This window comes from Pirellulales bacterium, assembly GCA_035533075.1.
Lineage (GTDB): Bacteria > Planctomycetota > Planctomycetia > Pirellulales > JAICIG01 > DASSFG01.
In genome coordinates, this window is the sequence record DATLUO010000247.1 from 17057 (window position 1) to 30930 (window position 13874).

The 13874-nt window shown below is 63.1% G+C and carries 14 protein-coding genes, 1 tRNA gene and 1 pseudogene; 10 read left to right on the plus strand and 6 right to left on the minus strand.

The genetic code is table 11. From position 1 onward, the window contains the following. Window positions 1–88 precede the first annotated feature (88 nt). From VNH11_30885 to VNH11_30895, 3 genes are all read left to right on the plus strand, one after another. The gene (locus VNH11_30885) at window positions 89–1372 is read left to right on the plus strand and encodes a hypothetical protein (GenBank protein HVA50791.1); all 1284 of its coding nucleotides are present in this window, start codon (window positions 89–91) and stop codon (window positions 1370–1372) included. A gap of 313 nt (window positions 1373–1685) precedes the next feature. Then, the gene (locus VNH11_30890) at window positions 1686–1976 is read left to right on the plus strand and encodes a hypothetical protein (GenBank protein ID HVA50792.1); all 291 of its coding nucleotides are present in this window, start codon (window positions 1686–1688) and stop codon (window positions 1974–1976) included. Between the two features lie 6 nt (window positions 1977–1982). After that, window positions 1983–2387, plus strand: coding sequence for an HNH endonuclease signature motif containing protein (locus tag VNH11_30895; GenBank protein HVA50793.1), 405 nt, complete (start codon window positions 1983–1985; stop codon window positions 2385–2387). Between the two features lie 358 nt (window positions 2388–2745). On the opposite strand, the gene VNH11_30900 is transcribed toward VNH11_30895, so the two are convergent. Beyond that, window positions 2746–3354, minus strand: a complete 609-nt coding sequence (locus VNH11_30900; protein HVA50794.1) for a hypothetical protein — start codon at window positions 3352–3354, stop codon at window positions 2746–2748. A gap of 50 nt (window positions 3355–3404) precedes the next feature. Between VNH11_30900 and VNH11_30905 the strand changes: the two are divergent. Then, window positions 3405–3557: pseudogene (locus VNH11_30905) on the plus strand (protein kinase). 95 nt (window positions 3558–3652) lie between these two features. Further along, entirely contained in the window at window positions 3653–4735 is a 1083-nt protein-coding gene (locus tag VNH11_30910) for a hypothetical protein (GenBank protein ID HVA50795.1), read from the plus strand. A 13-nt stretch (window positions 4736–4748) separates the two neighbouring features. On the opposite strand, the gene VNH11_30915 is transcribed toward VNH11_30910, so the two are convergent. The 4 genes from VNH11_30915 to VNH11_30930 form a co-directional block, all read right to left on the minus strand. After that, window positions 4749–5531: an SDR family NAD(P)-dependent oxidoreductase gene (locus VNH11_30915; GenBank protein ID HVA50796.1), complete on the minus strand. Its 783-nt coding sequence runs from the start codon at window positions 5529–5531 to the stop codon at window positions 4749–4751. A 165-nt stretch (window positions 5532–5696) separates the two neighbouring features. After that, the gene (hflX, locus tag VNH11_30920) at window positions 5697–6980 is read right to left on the minus strand and encodes a GTPase HflX (protein ID HVA50797.1); all 1284 of its coding nucleotides are present in this window, start codon (window positions 6978–6980) and stop codon (window positions 5697–5699) included. A gap of 180 nt (window positions 6981–7160) precedes the next feature. Next, on the minus strand, window positions 7161–8282 hold the full coding sequence (gene rsgA / locus VNH11_30925; GenBank protein HVA50798.1) for a ribosome small subunit-dependent GTPase A: 1122 nt from the start codon (window positions 8280–8282) through the stop codon (window positions 7161–7163). 7 nt (window positions 8283–8289) lie between these two features. After that, a complete protein-coding gene (locus VNH11_30930; protein ID HVA50799.1) occupies window positions 8290–8778 on the minus strand; it encodes an FHA domain-containing protein in 489 nt (162 codons plus the stop codon). A gap of 99 nt (window positions 8779–8877) precedes the next feature. Between VNH11_30930 and VNH11_30935 the strand changes: the two genes are divergently transcribed. The 5 genes from VNH11_30935 (at window position 8878) to pgsA (ending at window position 13517) form a co-directional block, all read left to right on the plus strand. Continuing rightward, window positions 8878–9834: a TIGR01212 family radical SAM protein gene (locus tag VNH11_30935; protein HVA50800.1), complete on the plus strand. Its 957-nt coding sequence runs from the start codon at window positions 8878–8880 to the stop codon at window positions 9832–9834. After that, window positions 9827–10528 (plus strand): PTS sugar transporter subunit IIA, encoded by a 702-nt coding sequence (locus VNH11_30940; GenBank protein ID HVA50801.1) that lies wholly within the window; start codon window positions 9827–9829, stop codon window positions 10526–10528. The genes VNH11_30935 and VNH11_30940 overlap by 8 nt, the downstream gene beginning before the upstream one ends. Window positions 10529–10603: 75 nt before the next feature. After that, a complete protein-coding gene (locus tag VNH11_30945; protein HVA50802.1) occupies window positions 10604–11410 on the plus strand; it encodes a hypothetical protein in 807 nt (268 codons plus the stop codon). A gap of 74 nt (window positions 11411–11484) precedes the next feature. Next, window positions 11485–12843 carry a 30S ribosomal protein S12 methylthiotransferase RimO gene (gene rimO, locus VNH11_30950; protein ID HVA50803.1) on the plus strand — a complete coding sequence of 453 codons (1359 nt, stop codon included), beginning with the start codon at window positions 11485–11487 and terminating at the stop codon, window positions 12841–12843. An 86-nt stretch (window positions 12844–12929) separates the two neighbouring features. After that, the gene (gene pgsA, locus VNH11_30955) at window positions 12930–13517 is read left to right on the plus strand and encodes a CDP-diacylglycerol--glycerol-3-phosphate 3-phosphatidyltransferase (protein HVA50804.1); all 588 of its coding nucleotides are present in this window, start codon (window positions 12930–12932) and stop codon (window positions 13515–13517) included. Between the two features lie 81 nt (window positions 13518–13598). On the opposite strand, the gene VNH11_30960 is transcribed toward pgsA, so the two are convergent. Then, window positions 13599–13682: transfer RNA gene (locus tag VNH11_30960), tRNA-Leu, on the minus strand. Between the last annotated feature and the right edge of the window lie 192 nt (window positions 13683–13874).

Here is a 13874-nt window from a genome sequence, read left to right on the forward strand (position 1 = left end):
GCTTGCGAGCGCCGGCCCACCATTGAACGACGCAAGCTGCGAAATCCGACCATTGCAAATTGCAAATTGACAATTGGATGCCTGGCAAATGCAAAAATCACTCGACCGCAAACTCGCCGCCATCCGTGCCGATCCGTCCGGCTCGAAGGAGTTCATTATCGCCGACGCGAAGGACGCCGACATGGCCTTCGGCATCGGAGCGCCGGGCCGCTCGCCGGAAATGCATGCCGGCGAGGTGCGCATGCGGACGCTGGGTGAATATCGTCAGCAAATCCGCGAGATCGTGCGGCAGGGCCTCGTCGACATCATGCTCATGTCGGCCAGCACCAACGACGTGCTGACGATCCAGGAACGGCTGTTCGACGATAGTCACGTGACGCCCGCCGCGCGGGCCAACGACACCAGCGACATCTTCGTGGTCCGCGGCAATGCTTACATTCAAGAGCCGTCGCGGCCGTTCCGCACGGCCTCGGTCGATCATATCCAGTGCGGCCACGTCGAGTGCCAGCCAGCCGAACGAGTGCGCGGGGCGAATCTCGGCCTGTACAGCATCACGTTCAACAACCGGCTGGATGAAGACCTGTGGGCCCTGGAGGAATATCGCAAGTTCCGCGTCGAGGCCGAAGCGAAAGGCTTCAAGCATTTTTTGGAAGTGTTCGACCCCAATGCCCCGCAGGGCCTCGCCGCCGACCAAGTTCCCAAGTTCATCAACGATTCGATCGCCCGTACATTGGCGGGCGTAGCCCAGGCCGGGCGGCCGCTCTTTCTCAAGGTCGTTTACCACGGCCCCAAGGCGATGGAAGAGTTGGTGAGTTACGATCCGCACCTGGTGGTGGGTATTCTGGGCGGCGGTTCAGGCACCACTTACGACGCCTTCAAGCTGATCGCCGAGGCGCAAAAGTACGGTGCCCGCGTCGCGCTCTTCGGCCGCAAGATCAACAACGCCGAATGCCAGTTGGCCTTCGTCCACTTCCTGCGGCTGATTGTCGACGGCGTCGTCAGCCCGGAGGATGCGGTGCGGGCCTATCACGCTGTGTTGGACAAGCTCGGCATCCGGCCGCAGCGCTCGCTTGGAGACGATCTCGTGTTGCAGACCGGCGTGATGAGCTACGGCGGCTCCAGCACGGTGAGCGTACCGGCCGGCGTTCCGTCAACGAACGGCGCCGCCTCTACGGCTCATGGCTGCGGCTGTGGCGGTCCAACCAACGACGTCTGCACGTGCAGGAGCAACGGCTCGCCGACGTTCAACTACGACGGCCCCTTGCCGGACTTTTCGAAGATGACGCAGGCCGAGAAGCTGGCCTACAACCAGGCAAAACGCGATCGGATCTTCGGAACGATTGGCCCAGCGCATCGATCAACAGGTAATTGAATGCAACTTGCTCGATGCCGCATCGTCGCTTATATTCATTCCGCGGAGAACCGATTCATGTCAACTGCCCCATTGAGCATCAAGCCGTCAGCCGTGCTCCAGGATATCGACTGGGGCACCTACACACGGCTGCTGCGTGCCTTCGAGCGCAGGCGGCGCTTCCGGCTCACTTACGATCGGGGGACCTGTTTGCGTTCTTGGCCCAAGTGGGGCAAACGGGCACGACGCCCCTGGTCGCCGAGTACCGTGCCCGGGTTCGGCAGGGGTGCCAACCCAGCGTCGCGGCTGATACAATAAGCTGCATGAGCCTGAAGTGAGCGAGCGTCTACCCATGAAGACCAACAGCGGGGCGGCCATTTTGAACCGCCTGTTTGACCCGCAGCGCGACCAGCTTCCGGCGGATGCGGCTCGTTTTCTTGCGCGGCTCGACTTTCCTAAGAGCGACCATAGGAGGATGGAGGAGCTATCGTGCAAGGCGGCGGAAGGTGCGCTCTCGCCGGACGAGCGCGAGGAGCTTGAGGAATATCTTCGCGTTGCGGATCTGCTCGCCGTTATCCAATCGACGGCCCGTCGGTCGCTCAAGCGTTCTCATCGCGACAAGTGAGCGGCCATGGATGCCGCGCTAGACCGCCGCGTGCGCGAGCGCGCGAATGATTGCTGTGAATATTGCAGGCTTCCGCAATCGGCGTATAAGTTTCGGTTTCCGGTTGATCACATCATCGCGCGGCAGCACGCCGGCGAAACAACTTTCGGAAATTTATGCCTCGCCTGTCCTCGCTGCAATGCCAGCAAGGGGCCAAACATCGCCAGCGTCAACAGCGATACCGGCAAGATTGTAAGTCTATTCAATCCGCGCAGGCACAAGTGGCGGGCTCATTTCACCTGGGCTGGCCCAGGCCTGCAGGGCAAGACCGCGATTGGCCGTGCGACGATTGCCATTCTCGCGATCAACCATCCGGCTGCCATCGCTGTGAGACAAGCCCTGCTTGACGAGGGTGTCTTTCCGCCCGGGTGAACGTGCCGGTCGCGCGTGAAGCCGCGGACCCGATGCCTCCCACGTTTCGTACGTCGGGGGCCATCGCCGATCAGGTTTGCCGACGCTGTCGACTGCGTCGGGCGACCCGAATCGAACAGAAGGCAACCAAGGAAACGAGGAAGGGCGGGTCGCCGCCTCGCCCGGATGCTCTCGCCTTTGTTTCCTTCGTTTGCTTCTGTTCAAACTGCCTTTCTGTCTTTCGCCCGCAGCCGATGAACCCAAGTAAACCACGGATGCCACCGATGAGCACGGATAAGAAAATCATCCGTGCCCATCCGAGTCATCCGTGGTCGCCTCGCTCTCTTTCCCTCATCCCTTATCCCTCATCCCTCATCATCTACCCCAGCGTGTCGTCGTCTTCAGGATAGGCGTAGGCGGCGAACACGGCGTCGGTGGCGGCAGTCGATGAGCTGCTGGGCGAAGCGGCGGCAGGTGGAGACAAGGTGACTGGCGTTGCAGCCGCCGGCGCCGCGGCCGGCGGGTCCGGGATCAAGGAGACGTAAACTTCACCATCAGCAGTGGTGCTGGTGAAGGGCGATGGCGGCGTATTCGACGAACCGATGGTGTAGTCGACCAGTAGGTCGTTGTTCGAGTCGATCGCCGCCGAGGCAAAGCCCGGGTAATGGGTTTGCTGGTTGACGGCACCGCTGTAGACTACGATCGGGCTCTGGGTCGCCAGCGCGGCCGAGCTGAACGGTTGCGCGAAGACGGCTTCCTGGTCCTGTCCGGCAACAACGCCGTTATCGTCCGTCCAAACCAGGTCAAAGGCGCCGCCGCCGTCGGGCTGCAGAACGACCGCTGGTGAGCCTTCGTTAAGCGAACCCGTAGCGGTGCCAACCTGCACCGCGTTCGTTGAAGTGCCGTTAGCGTAGAACACGCGGGCATTTTCGGACCGATTTGCACCCTCCTCCATCCATGTGACGACGAAGTCGCCCGTCGCGTCCATGCCTACATTCGGATAGTATCTCCACCGAGTCGCCACGGAAATACTGCCGCTCGGTGGCGCGGCTGATCGCCGAGGCGGCCGAGGCGATCGATCATGCGCACCAGGCGGGCGTGGTGCATCGCGATATCAAGCCGTCGAACCTGATGCTCGACGCGCGCGGCAAGCTGTGGGTCACCGATTTCGGTCTGGCGCGAGTCGAGTCGAACACTGTTTTCCCAAAAATCATGGGACCGACTACGAGACCCGGTTCCAGGCGGCGAGCGCCCATTTGCGCATCGGCGAACTTCGCTGCCAGGTTATGAAACTCGATGAGGCAGAGCAGGCGCTGGCGACAGGCGTGTCGCTCTTCGAGCAGCTCGTGGCCGAGCGACCGCACCAGCCGGACCTGCGCAAAACCCTGGCGGATGCCGTGAAAGCACGCGCGATCAATTCAGTGCGACGGGGAGTTGCCGGGGAAGCCGTCGCAGGGCTCGATCGCGCGGTGCAGATCATGGGAACGCTCGTCGCCGAGGCGGCGGACAATGAGCAATTTCGCCTTGAGTTGACGGACCCCGAGATTTTCGATAGTTACCTCTGGTGTGGAAAATATGATCAGGCCGTGGCCTTTTTAGCCGAGGCGCGCAAGCAGTTCCGCCGGATGCCGAATCCTCGTCCAGGCATCGGCCCTTGGGCTCCCAACCGCGCCGGATGCCTGACGAGCACCTATCCGGCGGCCGGAAATGTCCTGGCGCGTCTCGGCAAATACGAGGCGGTCGTCGAACTGATCGCCGAGTTGGTCAGTCAATCGGAACTTGAAGGGGCGCGCGTGGGCGTGCTGCGGTTGTCGGAGTGCCTGGCGCGTGAGGTCTCGCGCGACGAACGGATCGATGCTTCGCGGCGCTCATCGCTGCTCGCTGCCGCGCTGACGGCGGCTGCTGAGTGCCTGGCGTCGTGCGATGCCGAAAGAATCGCGCCGGGCGACTGTAACTCCATCGGCTGGTTTCTGGCGACGACGGACGTTCCCGCGCTGCGCGACGCGGGGCGATCGCTCTATTTTGCCGAGGCGGCGGTCCGGCGTTCGCCCGACCGCAGGAGTATCAACACGCTCGGCGCGGCCTGTTACTACGCCGGTCGCTGGGACGATGCGCGCAGGAACCTGTTGCGATGCTTGGAACTGGACGCACCGCACGGCTTCGATCTGTTCTTGCTGGCGATGACGTTTTGGCAGTTGGGCGAAAAAGAGCAAGCTCGCCAATGGTTCGATCGAGGCGCAAGCTGGCGGCCGCGCTGTTTCGAAGTTGACCACGACGTCACCCCTTTTCGCCGCGAAGCCGAGCGCTTGCTCGGTATCGCCGGTGCGCGAAGCAGCACTGAACAGCGCGCCTCCACCGACAATCGCTGACGAACCACCTACGCTAGCCGTACCTAGCAATCCACGCGTCCAGCCACCGCGGAAACAGGCGATTGAGCCAAACGAGCAGCCTGCCGCGAGCGCTGGGAATGATTTCGTGCTTGCCGGCGCGCATTGCCCGTGCGATCTGGGCCGCCACACGCTCCGCGGGCACGCCCCGCTGCCGCCCCCAGGGCATTTCCGCCGTCTTCTCCAACAGGTGCTCGAAGAATTCACTCTCGGTCGTGCCGGGACTGACCACCAACAGGTCGATTCCCAGCTGCTTCAGTTCGGGCCGCAACGCTTCGCTGAACCCGCGGACGGCGAACTTGCTGGCACAATACTCCGCCTGATAGGGAAGGCCGCGATGCGCAAGAATCGAAGCGACGTTGACTACCAGCGGCCGGCGTCCCCGGCTTAAAAGCGGCAGCGCCTCGCGCGTCATTTCGGCCAGGGCGAAAAAATTGACCTCCATGATCCGCCGCAGCCGCTCTTCGCCGGCCGCATCGAACCGGCCCCAGGCGCTCACTCCCGCATTGTTGACCAGGATGTCAAGTCCGCCGAACCGCTCTTCGGCCGCCTCCAGCGCCGCGCGACGCACCAGCTTCACAGTGACGTCACCAGGCACGGGCACCGCTTCGCCGCCGGCCGACGCGACATCGTCAGCAACGCGGCGCAGCTCCGCTTCGCGGCGGGCGATGAGCACGAGCCGGCCCCCGGCCCGGCTCAGCTCGACCGCCAGCGCGCGGCCGATGCCGCTGGAAGCGCCGGTGATGAGAATGCGACTGGAAGCGAGGACGCGGACCATCGGCAGCCATTGGATGTAGGGTGGGGCAAGCGAGCTTGCGAGCGCCGGCCCACCGATTCCAGGGATCAGGCGTCAGGCGTCAGGCGTTGGGCGTTGGGCGTTGGGCGTTGGGCAATGAAATGAAAAGTGAAGAGTCCTGAACCCCGCAGCCTGAACCCTGAACCCTCACTTTCCGTTAGACTGATGCGGCCGAATGACCGTTTGACTGTCGCTCACCTGGCTCAAATAGCGCTGCGGTATGCGGCAGTGTACCATCACCCGCGTCTCCGAAAACTGCTTCGAGAGCACCTCTCCGTTGGCCGCCAGGTAGGCCAGCAACCGGCCATTGCCCACCGCGGTCTCCACGTCGACGTCGAGAAAATCGCGCGTCAGCATGTCGCTGACCGTATGAGCCAAGAGCTCCATGCCCTGGCCCGTGTGCGCGCTGACGGCCAGCGCGTTGGGATAGCGGTGGAACAGCCCGTCGAGCCGCGTGCGATCGTCGAGCGCGTCGACTTTGTTCAATACCAACAGCGTGTTCTTTTCCTGGATGCCGAGCTCTTCGAACACGCGATAAACGGAGCTGATCTGGTCGTAGACCGCCGGGTTGCTGGCGTCGGCCACATGCAGCAGAAGATCGGCCTGCCGCGTCTCTTCGAGCGTGGCCTTGAAGCTGGCGATCAAATGGTGCGGCAGGTCGCGGATAAATCCCACCGTGTCGCTGAGCAGCACCGGTCCCCAACCCGGCAACTGCCAGCGACGGGTGCGGGTGTCGAGCGTGGCGAAGAGCTGGTTCTGGGCCAGCACGTCGGCGCCGGTGAGCGCGTTCATGAGCGTACTCTTGCCCGCGTTCGTATAGCCGACCAGCGAGACCGTGCGGTGACCGGTGCGCGATGCGACCTGGCGCTCTTTGCGCCGCTCGATCTCCGCCAGCTCGCTTTGCAGATCGTGGATCCGTTTTTCGGCCAGGCGGCGATCGACCTCCAGTTGCTTTTCGCCGGGCCCACGCATGCCGATGCCCATCTTCAATCGCGAGAGGTGCGTCCACATTCGCTTCAAGCGGGGAAGCGAATACTGGAGCTGGGCCAGTTCGACGGCCAGCCGGGCTTCGTGCGTCTGGGCGCGGCTGGCGAAGATGTCGAGGATCAGCTCCGTGCGATCGAGCACCTTGAGATCGGTCGCGCGCTCCAGGTTGCGGGTCTGCGCCGGCGAAAGATCGTTGTCGAAAACGACCACGTCGGCGTCGGACGATTCGCCCATCACCCGCAGCTCGTCGACTTTCCCGCGTCCCAGGTAGGTGGTCATATCGGGAGTCTCCCGCCGCTGCGTGAGCGAGCCGACCACATGCGCACCGGCCGACTCGGCCAGGCCCTTCAGCTCTTCCAAGGGATCGCCCTCGTGCCGCTTGCCCGGCAGCACCACGCCTACCAACAGCGCCGCTTCGCTGACGACGCTCTCGGCACGATTCAAGTCCGTCGCGATGGGTGAAGTCCTCCGTTGATGATGGTTGGGTGGTCAGTCAAGTATATCACAAAGGGTTCAGGGTTCAGGGTTCAGCCAGAAAGCACGAACGACGGAATGACGAGTGACGAGTTTCGACATTGGTCATTCCGTCATTCGTCATTCTGAACCCCGAACCCTGAACCCTACCTAGCCTTCTCCTCCATACAGATTCAAATAACTTTCGTACCGCCGGGCATCGAGCCAGCCGTCGGCCACCGCGTCTTTCACCGCACAGTCGGCCTCGTGCTGGTGCGTGCAGTCGGGAAAGGCACAGCGGCTGACGAGCGGCCGCAAGTCGCGATACAGGCCGGCCACTTCCTGCGGAATCACGTCCCAAAGCTGAAACTGGCGAATGCCCGGTGTGTCGACCACATAACCGCCGCCCGCCAGCGGCAGCAGCCGCGCGGTGGTGGTGGTGTGCCGCCCCTTTTCGGTCTCGGCACTGACTTCCGCGACGGCCTGCCCCAAGCCCGGCTGCACGGCGTTCAACAACGACGACTTGCCCACACCGCTTTGTCCGGCCACGACGCTTTGACTGCCCAGCAGTCGTCGCCGCAGGCGGTCGATGCCGAATCCGGTTTGGGCACTCAGCAACAGCACGCGATAACCCATCTGCGCATACACGCCCACCAGCGGCTCCAAGGCGGCCGCATCGACCAGGTCGATCTTGTTGATGCACACCACGGCCCGCAGGTGGTTTTGCTCTGCGCAGACAAGAAAGCGGTCGATCAGGTTCGGTTTCAAATACGGTTCGGCCGCACTGGCCACGATGATCAGTTGATCGACGTTGGCCACCAGCACCTGCTGGCGCCCGCGCGATTCGCGGCTCAGCACGCCGTGTCGCGGCTCGATCCGCTCGATGATTCCCTCGCGGTCGGCCGGACGGAAAAGCACTTTATCGCCGGCAGCCACCACGTGGCGCATGTCGGTGTGCAGCGTTTTCAAGAGTCGCCGGACGGCACACTGATAGTGCTGGCCGTCTTCGGCTTCGACCGTGCTGGTCAGCCCATGCACCGCCAGCACGCGGCCCCGCAGGCAAACCGACTCGTCGACGTCCAATCGCACGCCCAGCCCCGCTTCGTCGTTGACTTCCGACCCGCGGACGGTGCGTTTGCGGGTCAGCTCGCCTTTGCCGCTCAAGCGTTCGTCGTGTGCGGCGTCTTCTTCGACGTTTTGCGTGTTGAACTTCCGCGTCCAATCGCTCTCACGAACGCGGGAGCTGCGGTTCTTGCGAAAATTGGTGCGGAGCTGCTTTTTCGGTTTGGCCAAGCAGAAATCAGACGGGTTTGTTGGGGTCGCGGATCTGGCCCGGACGGTCGTCCAAGATGTCATAACGCCGCCGGTCGGGCTCGCGTGGCAGCGGTGTGTTTTGCTTTTCGTCTCGGTCTTTGGTCAGTAGGCCGGCCCGCTCGAGCAACGACTTCTGAAAGATTTCGCTGCGGTCTCCGTCGGTCGGCGGCGGGCCGACGGCCCCCAAGTCGGCCGGCGAATAGTGAATCTCATATCGGTGCTTGGCCACGGCCAGCGTATCGCCGGGGTCGATCCGCTTTTCCGTGACCTTCAGATTGTTGACTTTCACGCCGTTGCGGCTCTGCAGGTCGTGTACGTACCAATAACCGTTCAACAGCGTCAGTTGGCAATGATGGGCCGACACGTTGGGAAAGCGCAGCACGATATCGCAGCTTTCGCGCCGCCCCACCAGCAAACTCTTTTTTCGCAAGGGGATGGGGTCGCCACCGCCAAGAGGAATGAGCTCACCGTACATCGTTTGTTTGTCTCTTGCTACCTGTTCCTTCGCGCCGTAAGATGCGCCGGCATCCCCCCTGACTGTAGGTTTTTCCGGCGTCCTCGTCAACCTTTGCGCATGATGACTGCTTCTTTGCTTGGCGACGACTGGCGCGCGGCTGGGCTGCGGTACTTCGCCTACAATTATTACCTGCGGCAGCGGTTCGGGGGGAGGGTGCAAAAAGTAAGCCTCGATGCCCGATTCACGTGTCCAAACGTCGATGGCACGGTGGCGACCGGCGGTTGCGTCTTCTGCGACAACCGCAGTTTCAGCCCCAGCCGGCGGCTGCCGCGCGCGTCGATTCAGGGCCAGTTGGAGCAAGGCATCCGCTTTGTCCGGCGCCGCTACGCGAACGTGGCCCGCTTTCTGGCTTACTTTCAGCCCGCCACCAACACCTACGCTCCCGTCGATCAGCTTCGCCCGCTTTACCTGCAGGCCCTCGATCATCCAGACGTTGTCGGACTGATGATCGGCACGCGGCCCGATTGCGTGCCCGATGACGTTCTCGATTTGTTGTCCGACCTGGCCGGCCGGACGTATCTCTCGGTCGAGTACGGCATGCAGACGATGCACGACCGTTCGCTGGTTTGGATGAACCGCGGTCACGACCACCAGGCGTTCGTCGATGCCGTTGAGCGGAGCCGGGGGCGGGGCTTCGAGATCGGCGCTCATGTGATCCTGGGCCTGCCCGGCGAGACGCGCGATGACATGCTGGCCACGGCCAACGAGCTGGCCCGGCTGCGGGTCGATGCGGTCAAAATCCACAACCTTTACGCCGTGAAGAACACGCCGCTGGCGGCCTGGGTGGAGTCGGGCGAAGTCCGTTTGATGGACCGCGATGCCTATGTCTCGACGCTGGTCGATTTTTTGGAACGCATTCCGCGCGACTGCCTGATCGAACGCATCGGCGGCGACGCCCCGCCCGATTACCTGGTGGGTCCCGCCTGGTGCCTTGATAAGCCGGCGTTGCGCGCCGCGGTAAGCGCCGAGTTCGAGCGCCGCGACGCCTGGCAGGGGAAGCGGGCCGATGGATGATTTCGACCTCAACTCGCTGGCCGCCTACCTGCACCTGGATGCCGCGCAAGTGGCCCGGCTTGTGGAACGGGGCAGGATTCCTGGCCGCCGCGTGTCGGGCCAGTGGCGGTTCTCGCCCTCCGAAATCCATCACTGGCTCGAACAGCGGATCGGGCTATCGGACGAACACGAGCTGCAGCGAGTCGAGGGGGCGATGCAAGCGGCTGGCGGCGAGCCGCTGCAGGAGCTTTCGTTGGCGGAGATGCTGCCGCCCACGGCGATTCAAATTCCGCTGGCCGCGCGCACGCGTAACTCGGTGATCGATTCGATGGTCGACGTGGCGGCCCGCACGGGCTGGCTATGGGACCCCGACCAGATGGCCGCCGCCGTCCGCAGCCGCGAAGAAATGCACCCCACGGCGCTCGATAACGGCGTAGCATTGCTTCACCCGCGACGCCCCTTGGCGGCGATTCTGGAACAGGCGTTCTTGGCCTTTGCCAGGACCGAAGCGGGCATCCCCTTTGGCAGCAGTCGCGGCACGCTCACCGACATGTTCTTCTTGATCTGCTCGACCGACGACCGCGGCCATCTGCAAACGCTGGCCCGCTTGAGCCGGCTGCTGAGTTTGCCCGAATTTGTGGGCGAGTTGCGCGCCGCGGCCGACGCCGCGCGCGTGCGCGAGCTTTTCGAGCGGGCGGAGAAGGAACTGCGATAGAGTTGGGAATTGCAAATTGCAAATTGGCAATTCTGCTGAACCCTGAACCCTGAACCCTGAATCCTGAATCCTCCCTTGCACTTCCTTCTGACAGGCGACTTCGACCGCGAAGAAATTGCCCCCGCTGCCATCGAAATGCGGCACGCCGGCGAGTTGGTGCAAATCGCTTCGTTGGAGTCGGCGGCCGGATGGCTGGCCCGCGCCGAAACACCGGTCGATCTGACGATCGTCGCCCAAGCGCGGGCCGGGCAGTTTTCCCATGCGGCGATCGAAATACTGCGAGCTGCCGCGCCGCTGACTCCGATCGTCGCCCTGCTTGGCTCTTGGTGCGAAGGCGAGATGCGCAGCGGCTTACCTTGGCCGGGCGTGCCGCGGGTCTACTGGCATCAGTGGTCCGCCCGATTTCGACAAGAAGTCGCGCGGCTGGCACGTGGTGAATTGAGCGGTTGGAGCCAGCCGCTCACGGCGACCGCCGAAGAACGGCTCCTGTGGTCGGCCAAGTCCGCCCCCGGCAAGCTGCAAGGTATGATCTCGGTGGTCAGCGACGAATGCGAGATGGCCGATTGGCTCGCCGCGGCTTGTCGTGCTCGCGGATTGGCTGCCATCACAATGCGCCCGCCGCCGCCAAGCCCGATAACCGGCATAGACCTCGTGCTTTGCGACGTGGGGATCCCTTCGCAACGGGCCGCTGACGACGTTCGGTCGGCTGCACGCTCGTTTCCCGGCGCGGTGGTCGTGGTGTTGGCCGATTTTCCCCGAAACGATGATGTCCAGCCGTTCTTGGCTGCCGGAGCAGCGGCCGTTCTCTCGAAACCGCTCGACCTGGCAGACCTTCTGGCCACCATCAGCCGTTTCCTGCCGCCGGGGGCTAGAGTAGGATGATGGTGAGGAACAATGTCAATCCGGTCTTGTCCGCCGGGACGGATTGATAAAAAGCCGGTCGGAAGGAATGCTGAATGACGGATAGTTCAAAGGGCTCTTATTGCTTCGTCAGTCTCGGCTGCCCGAAGAACCTGGTCGATAGCGAACGAATGCTCGGCCTGTTGCAGCTCGACGGCTATCGGCTCGTGCCCGAACCGGAAGGCGCCGATTTCGTCGTGGTCAACACCTGCGGCTTCATCGAACGGGCACGCGACGAGTCGTACGCCGCCATTCACGAAATGCTCGACCTCAAGCGCCGCGGCGGCACCCGAGGCGTGATTGTGTCCGGCTGTCTGGCCGAACGCGAAAAAGAGGCACTTTTGGAGCGTTGCCCCGACATCGACCAGCTCGTGGGCGTTTTCGGTCGCGAACAGGTGACGAAGGTGGCCGATCGGCTGCTGGGCGGGTTGTTGGAGCAGCGCAGCGTGTTTCAACCGGCGCCCTCGCGGCCGCTGCCCGACACAGCCAGGCTGCGGATCACGCCGCGGCATTTCGCCTTTCTCAAAATCTCGGAGGGCTGCGACCGGCTTTGCACCTTCTGCGCCATTCCCAAGATGCGCGGCAAACACGCCACCAAGCCGATGGAAGAGGTCATCGCCGAGGCCCGCGAACTGGCGGCCGACGGGGTGCGCGAGCTGAACATCGTGGCCCAGGACACAACGTATTACGGCATCGATCTCTACGGCCGGCCGCGGCTGGCGGAACTGCTTACCGAGCTGAACGGCATCGAGGGGCTCGACTGGATTCGGGTGATGTACCTCTACCCGATGTATTTCAGCGACGAACTGATCGAAGTGCTGGCCGGCAGCCCGAAGATCATCCCTTATCTCGATCTGCCGCTGCAGCACATCAACGACACGATGCTGCGGCGGATGCAGCGGCGCGTGAACCGTGCCGAGACCGAGACGTTGTTGGCCCGCTTGCGGCAGGCGATTCCCGACCTGGTGTTGCGGACGACTTTCATCGTCGGCTTTCCCGGCGAAACGGAAGAGCAATTCAGCGAGTTGATCGAGTTTGTCGGGCAGCAACGCTTCCAGCGGGTGGGCGTGTTCACCTATTCGTTTGAGGCCGACACGCCTTCGGCGAAGATTTCCGATCACCTCGACGAAGAAACCAAGGAAGCCCGCCGCGAGCGGCTGATGGCGGTGCAGCAGGAAGTGGCTTTCGAGTGGAACCAGCGGCAGATCGGCCGGCAGCTCGACGTGCTGATCGACCGCCCTGTGCCGGAAGAGCGGAACGCCTGGATCGGCCGCTCTTATGCCGACGCCCCGGACGTGGACGGCGTGGTTTACGTATCGGGCAAGAAGTTGCGGCCGGGCCAGATCGTGCGATGTGAAATCGTGGCCTCGCAAGAGTACGATCTGATTGCCGCAGCGGTGGGCAAGCCGTATTAATTGTGGCGTAGGCGTCCCGCCTGCCGGTTGTGGTGTGGGCGTCCCGCCTGCCTGCCGGTTTTTCAGCTTCGCGATAAAGGCAACCTATGTCGATCAGCACCAAGACTGAGCCGCGTTCGGCTGTTTTCAACCTGCCGAACCAACTGACGATTTCCCGCCTTGTGCTGGCGGTGGTGCTGTTTGGCCTGATGACGTTCCACTGTTGGCTGACGAGCCTGGTGGTGTTCGTTGTGGCGGCGTCCACCGATTGGCTCGACGGCTACTTTGCCCGCAAATACGGGCTGGTGACGGTGCTGGGCCGAATTCTCGATCCCTTTGTCGACAAGATCATCGTCTGCGGCGCGTTCATCTGCCTGGTGGCCGAGTATCCGCGATCGGGCATTGCCGGCTGGATGGCGGTGGTGGTCGTCGGTCGCGAGCTGTTGATCACCGCGCTGCGCAGCTTTCTGGAGCAGCGTGGGGCCGATTTTTCGGCCGCCATGTCCGGCAAGCTGAAGATGGTGGTTCAGTGCATCGCCGCCGGCACGAGCCTTTTTGCGCTCTCCTATGGCGACGTGAGCCTGCCCGAATGGCTCGCGTATCTGTTGCCGATCACGATCTGGAGCGCTTTGGCGTTGACGGTCTATTCCGGCATCGAATACATCCGCCGGGCGATGCAACTGATGGCTCCGTAGCCCGCTCACTCCGTGAGCGGAAAGCCCCGTAGCCCGCTCGCTCCGTGAGCGGAAAGCCCCGTAGCCCGCTCACTCCGTGAGTGCCCACGACAGGACTTGAACCTGTACGTTCTTGCGAACACTAGACCCTGAATCTAGCGCGTCTGCCAATTCCGCCACGTGGGCAAGGCTTATGCCTTTATAGGTCAGCCAGGGCGCAGTTTCAAGGCGACGTTGAGAAAAGGGGCAGAGCTATACTTCACGCGGCCGAGAATGACACGTTTTGCCGCGAGGCAAAGCGGTGGCTGGGGCAGAGCTTGGCCAGAGCGGCGGGCGCCTTCAAGAGCGTGGCGGCCAAGCGATGCCCCGGTGCGTCCG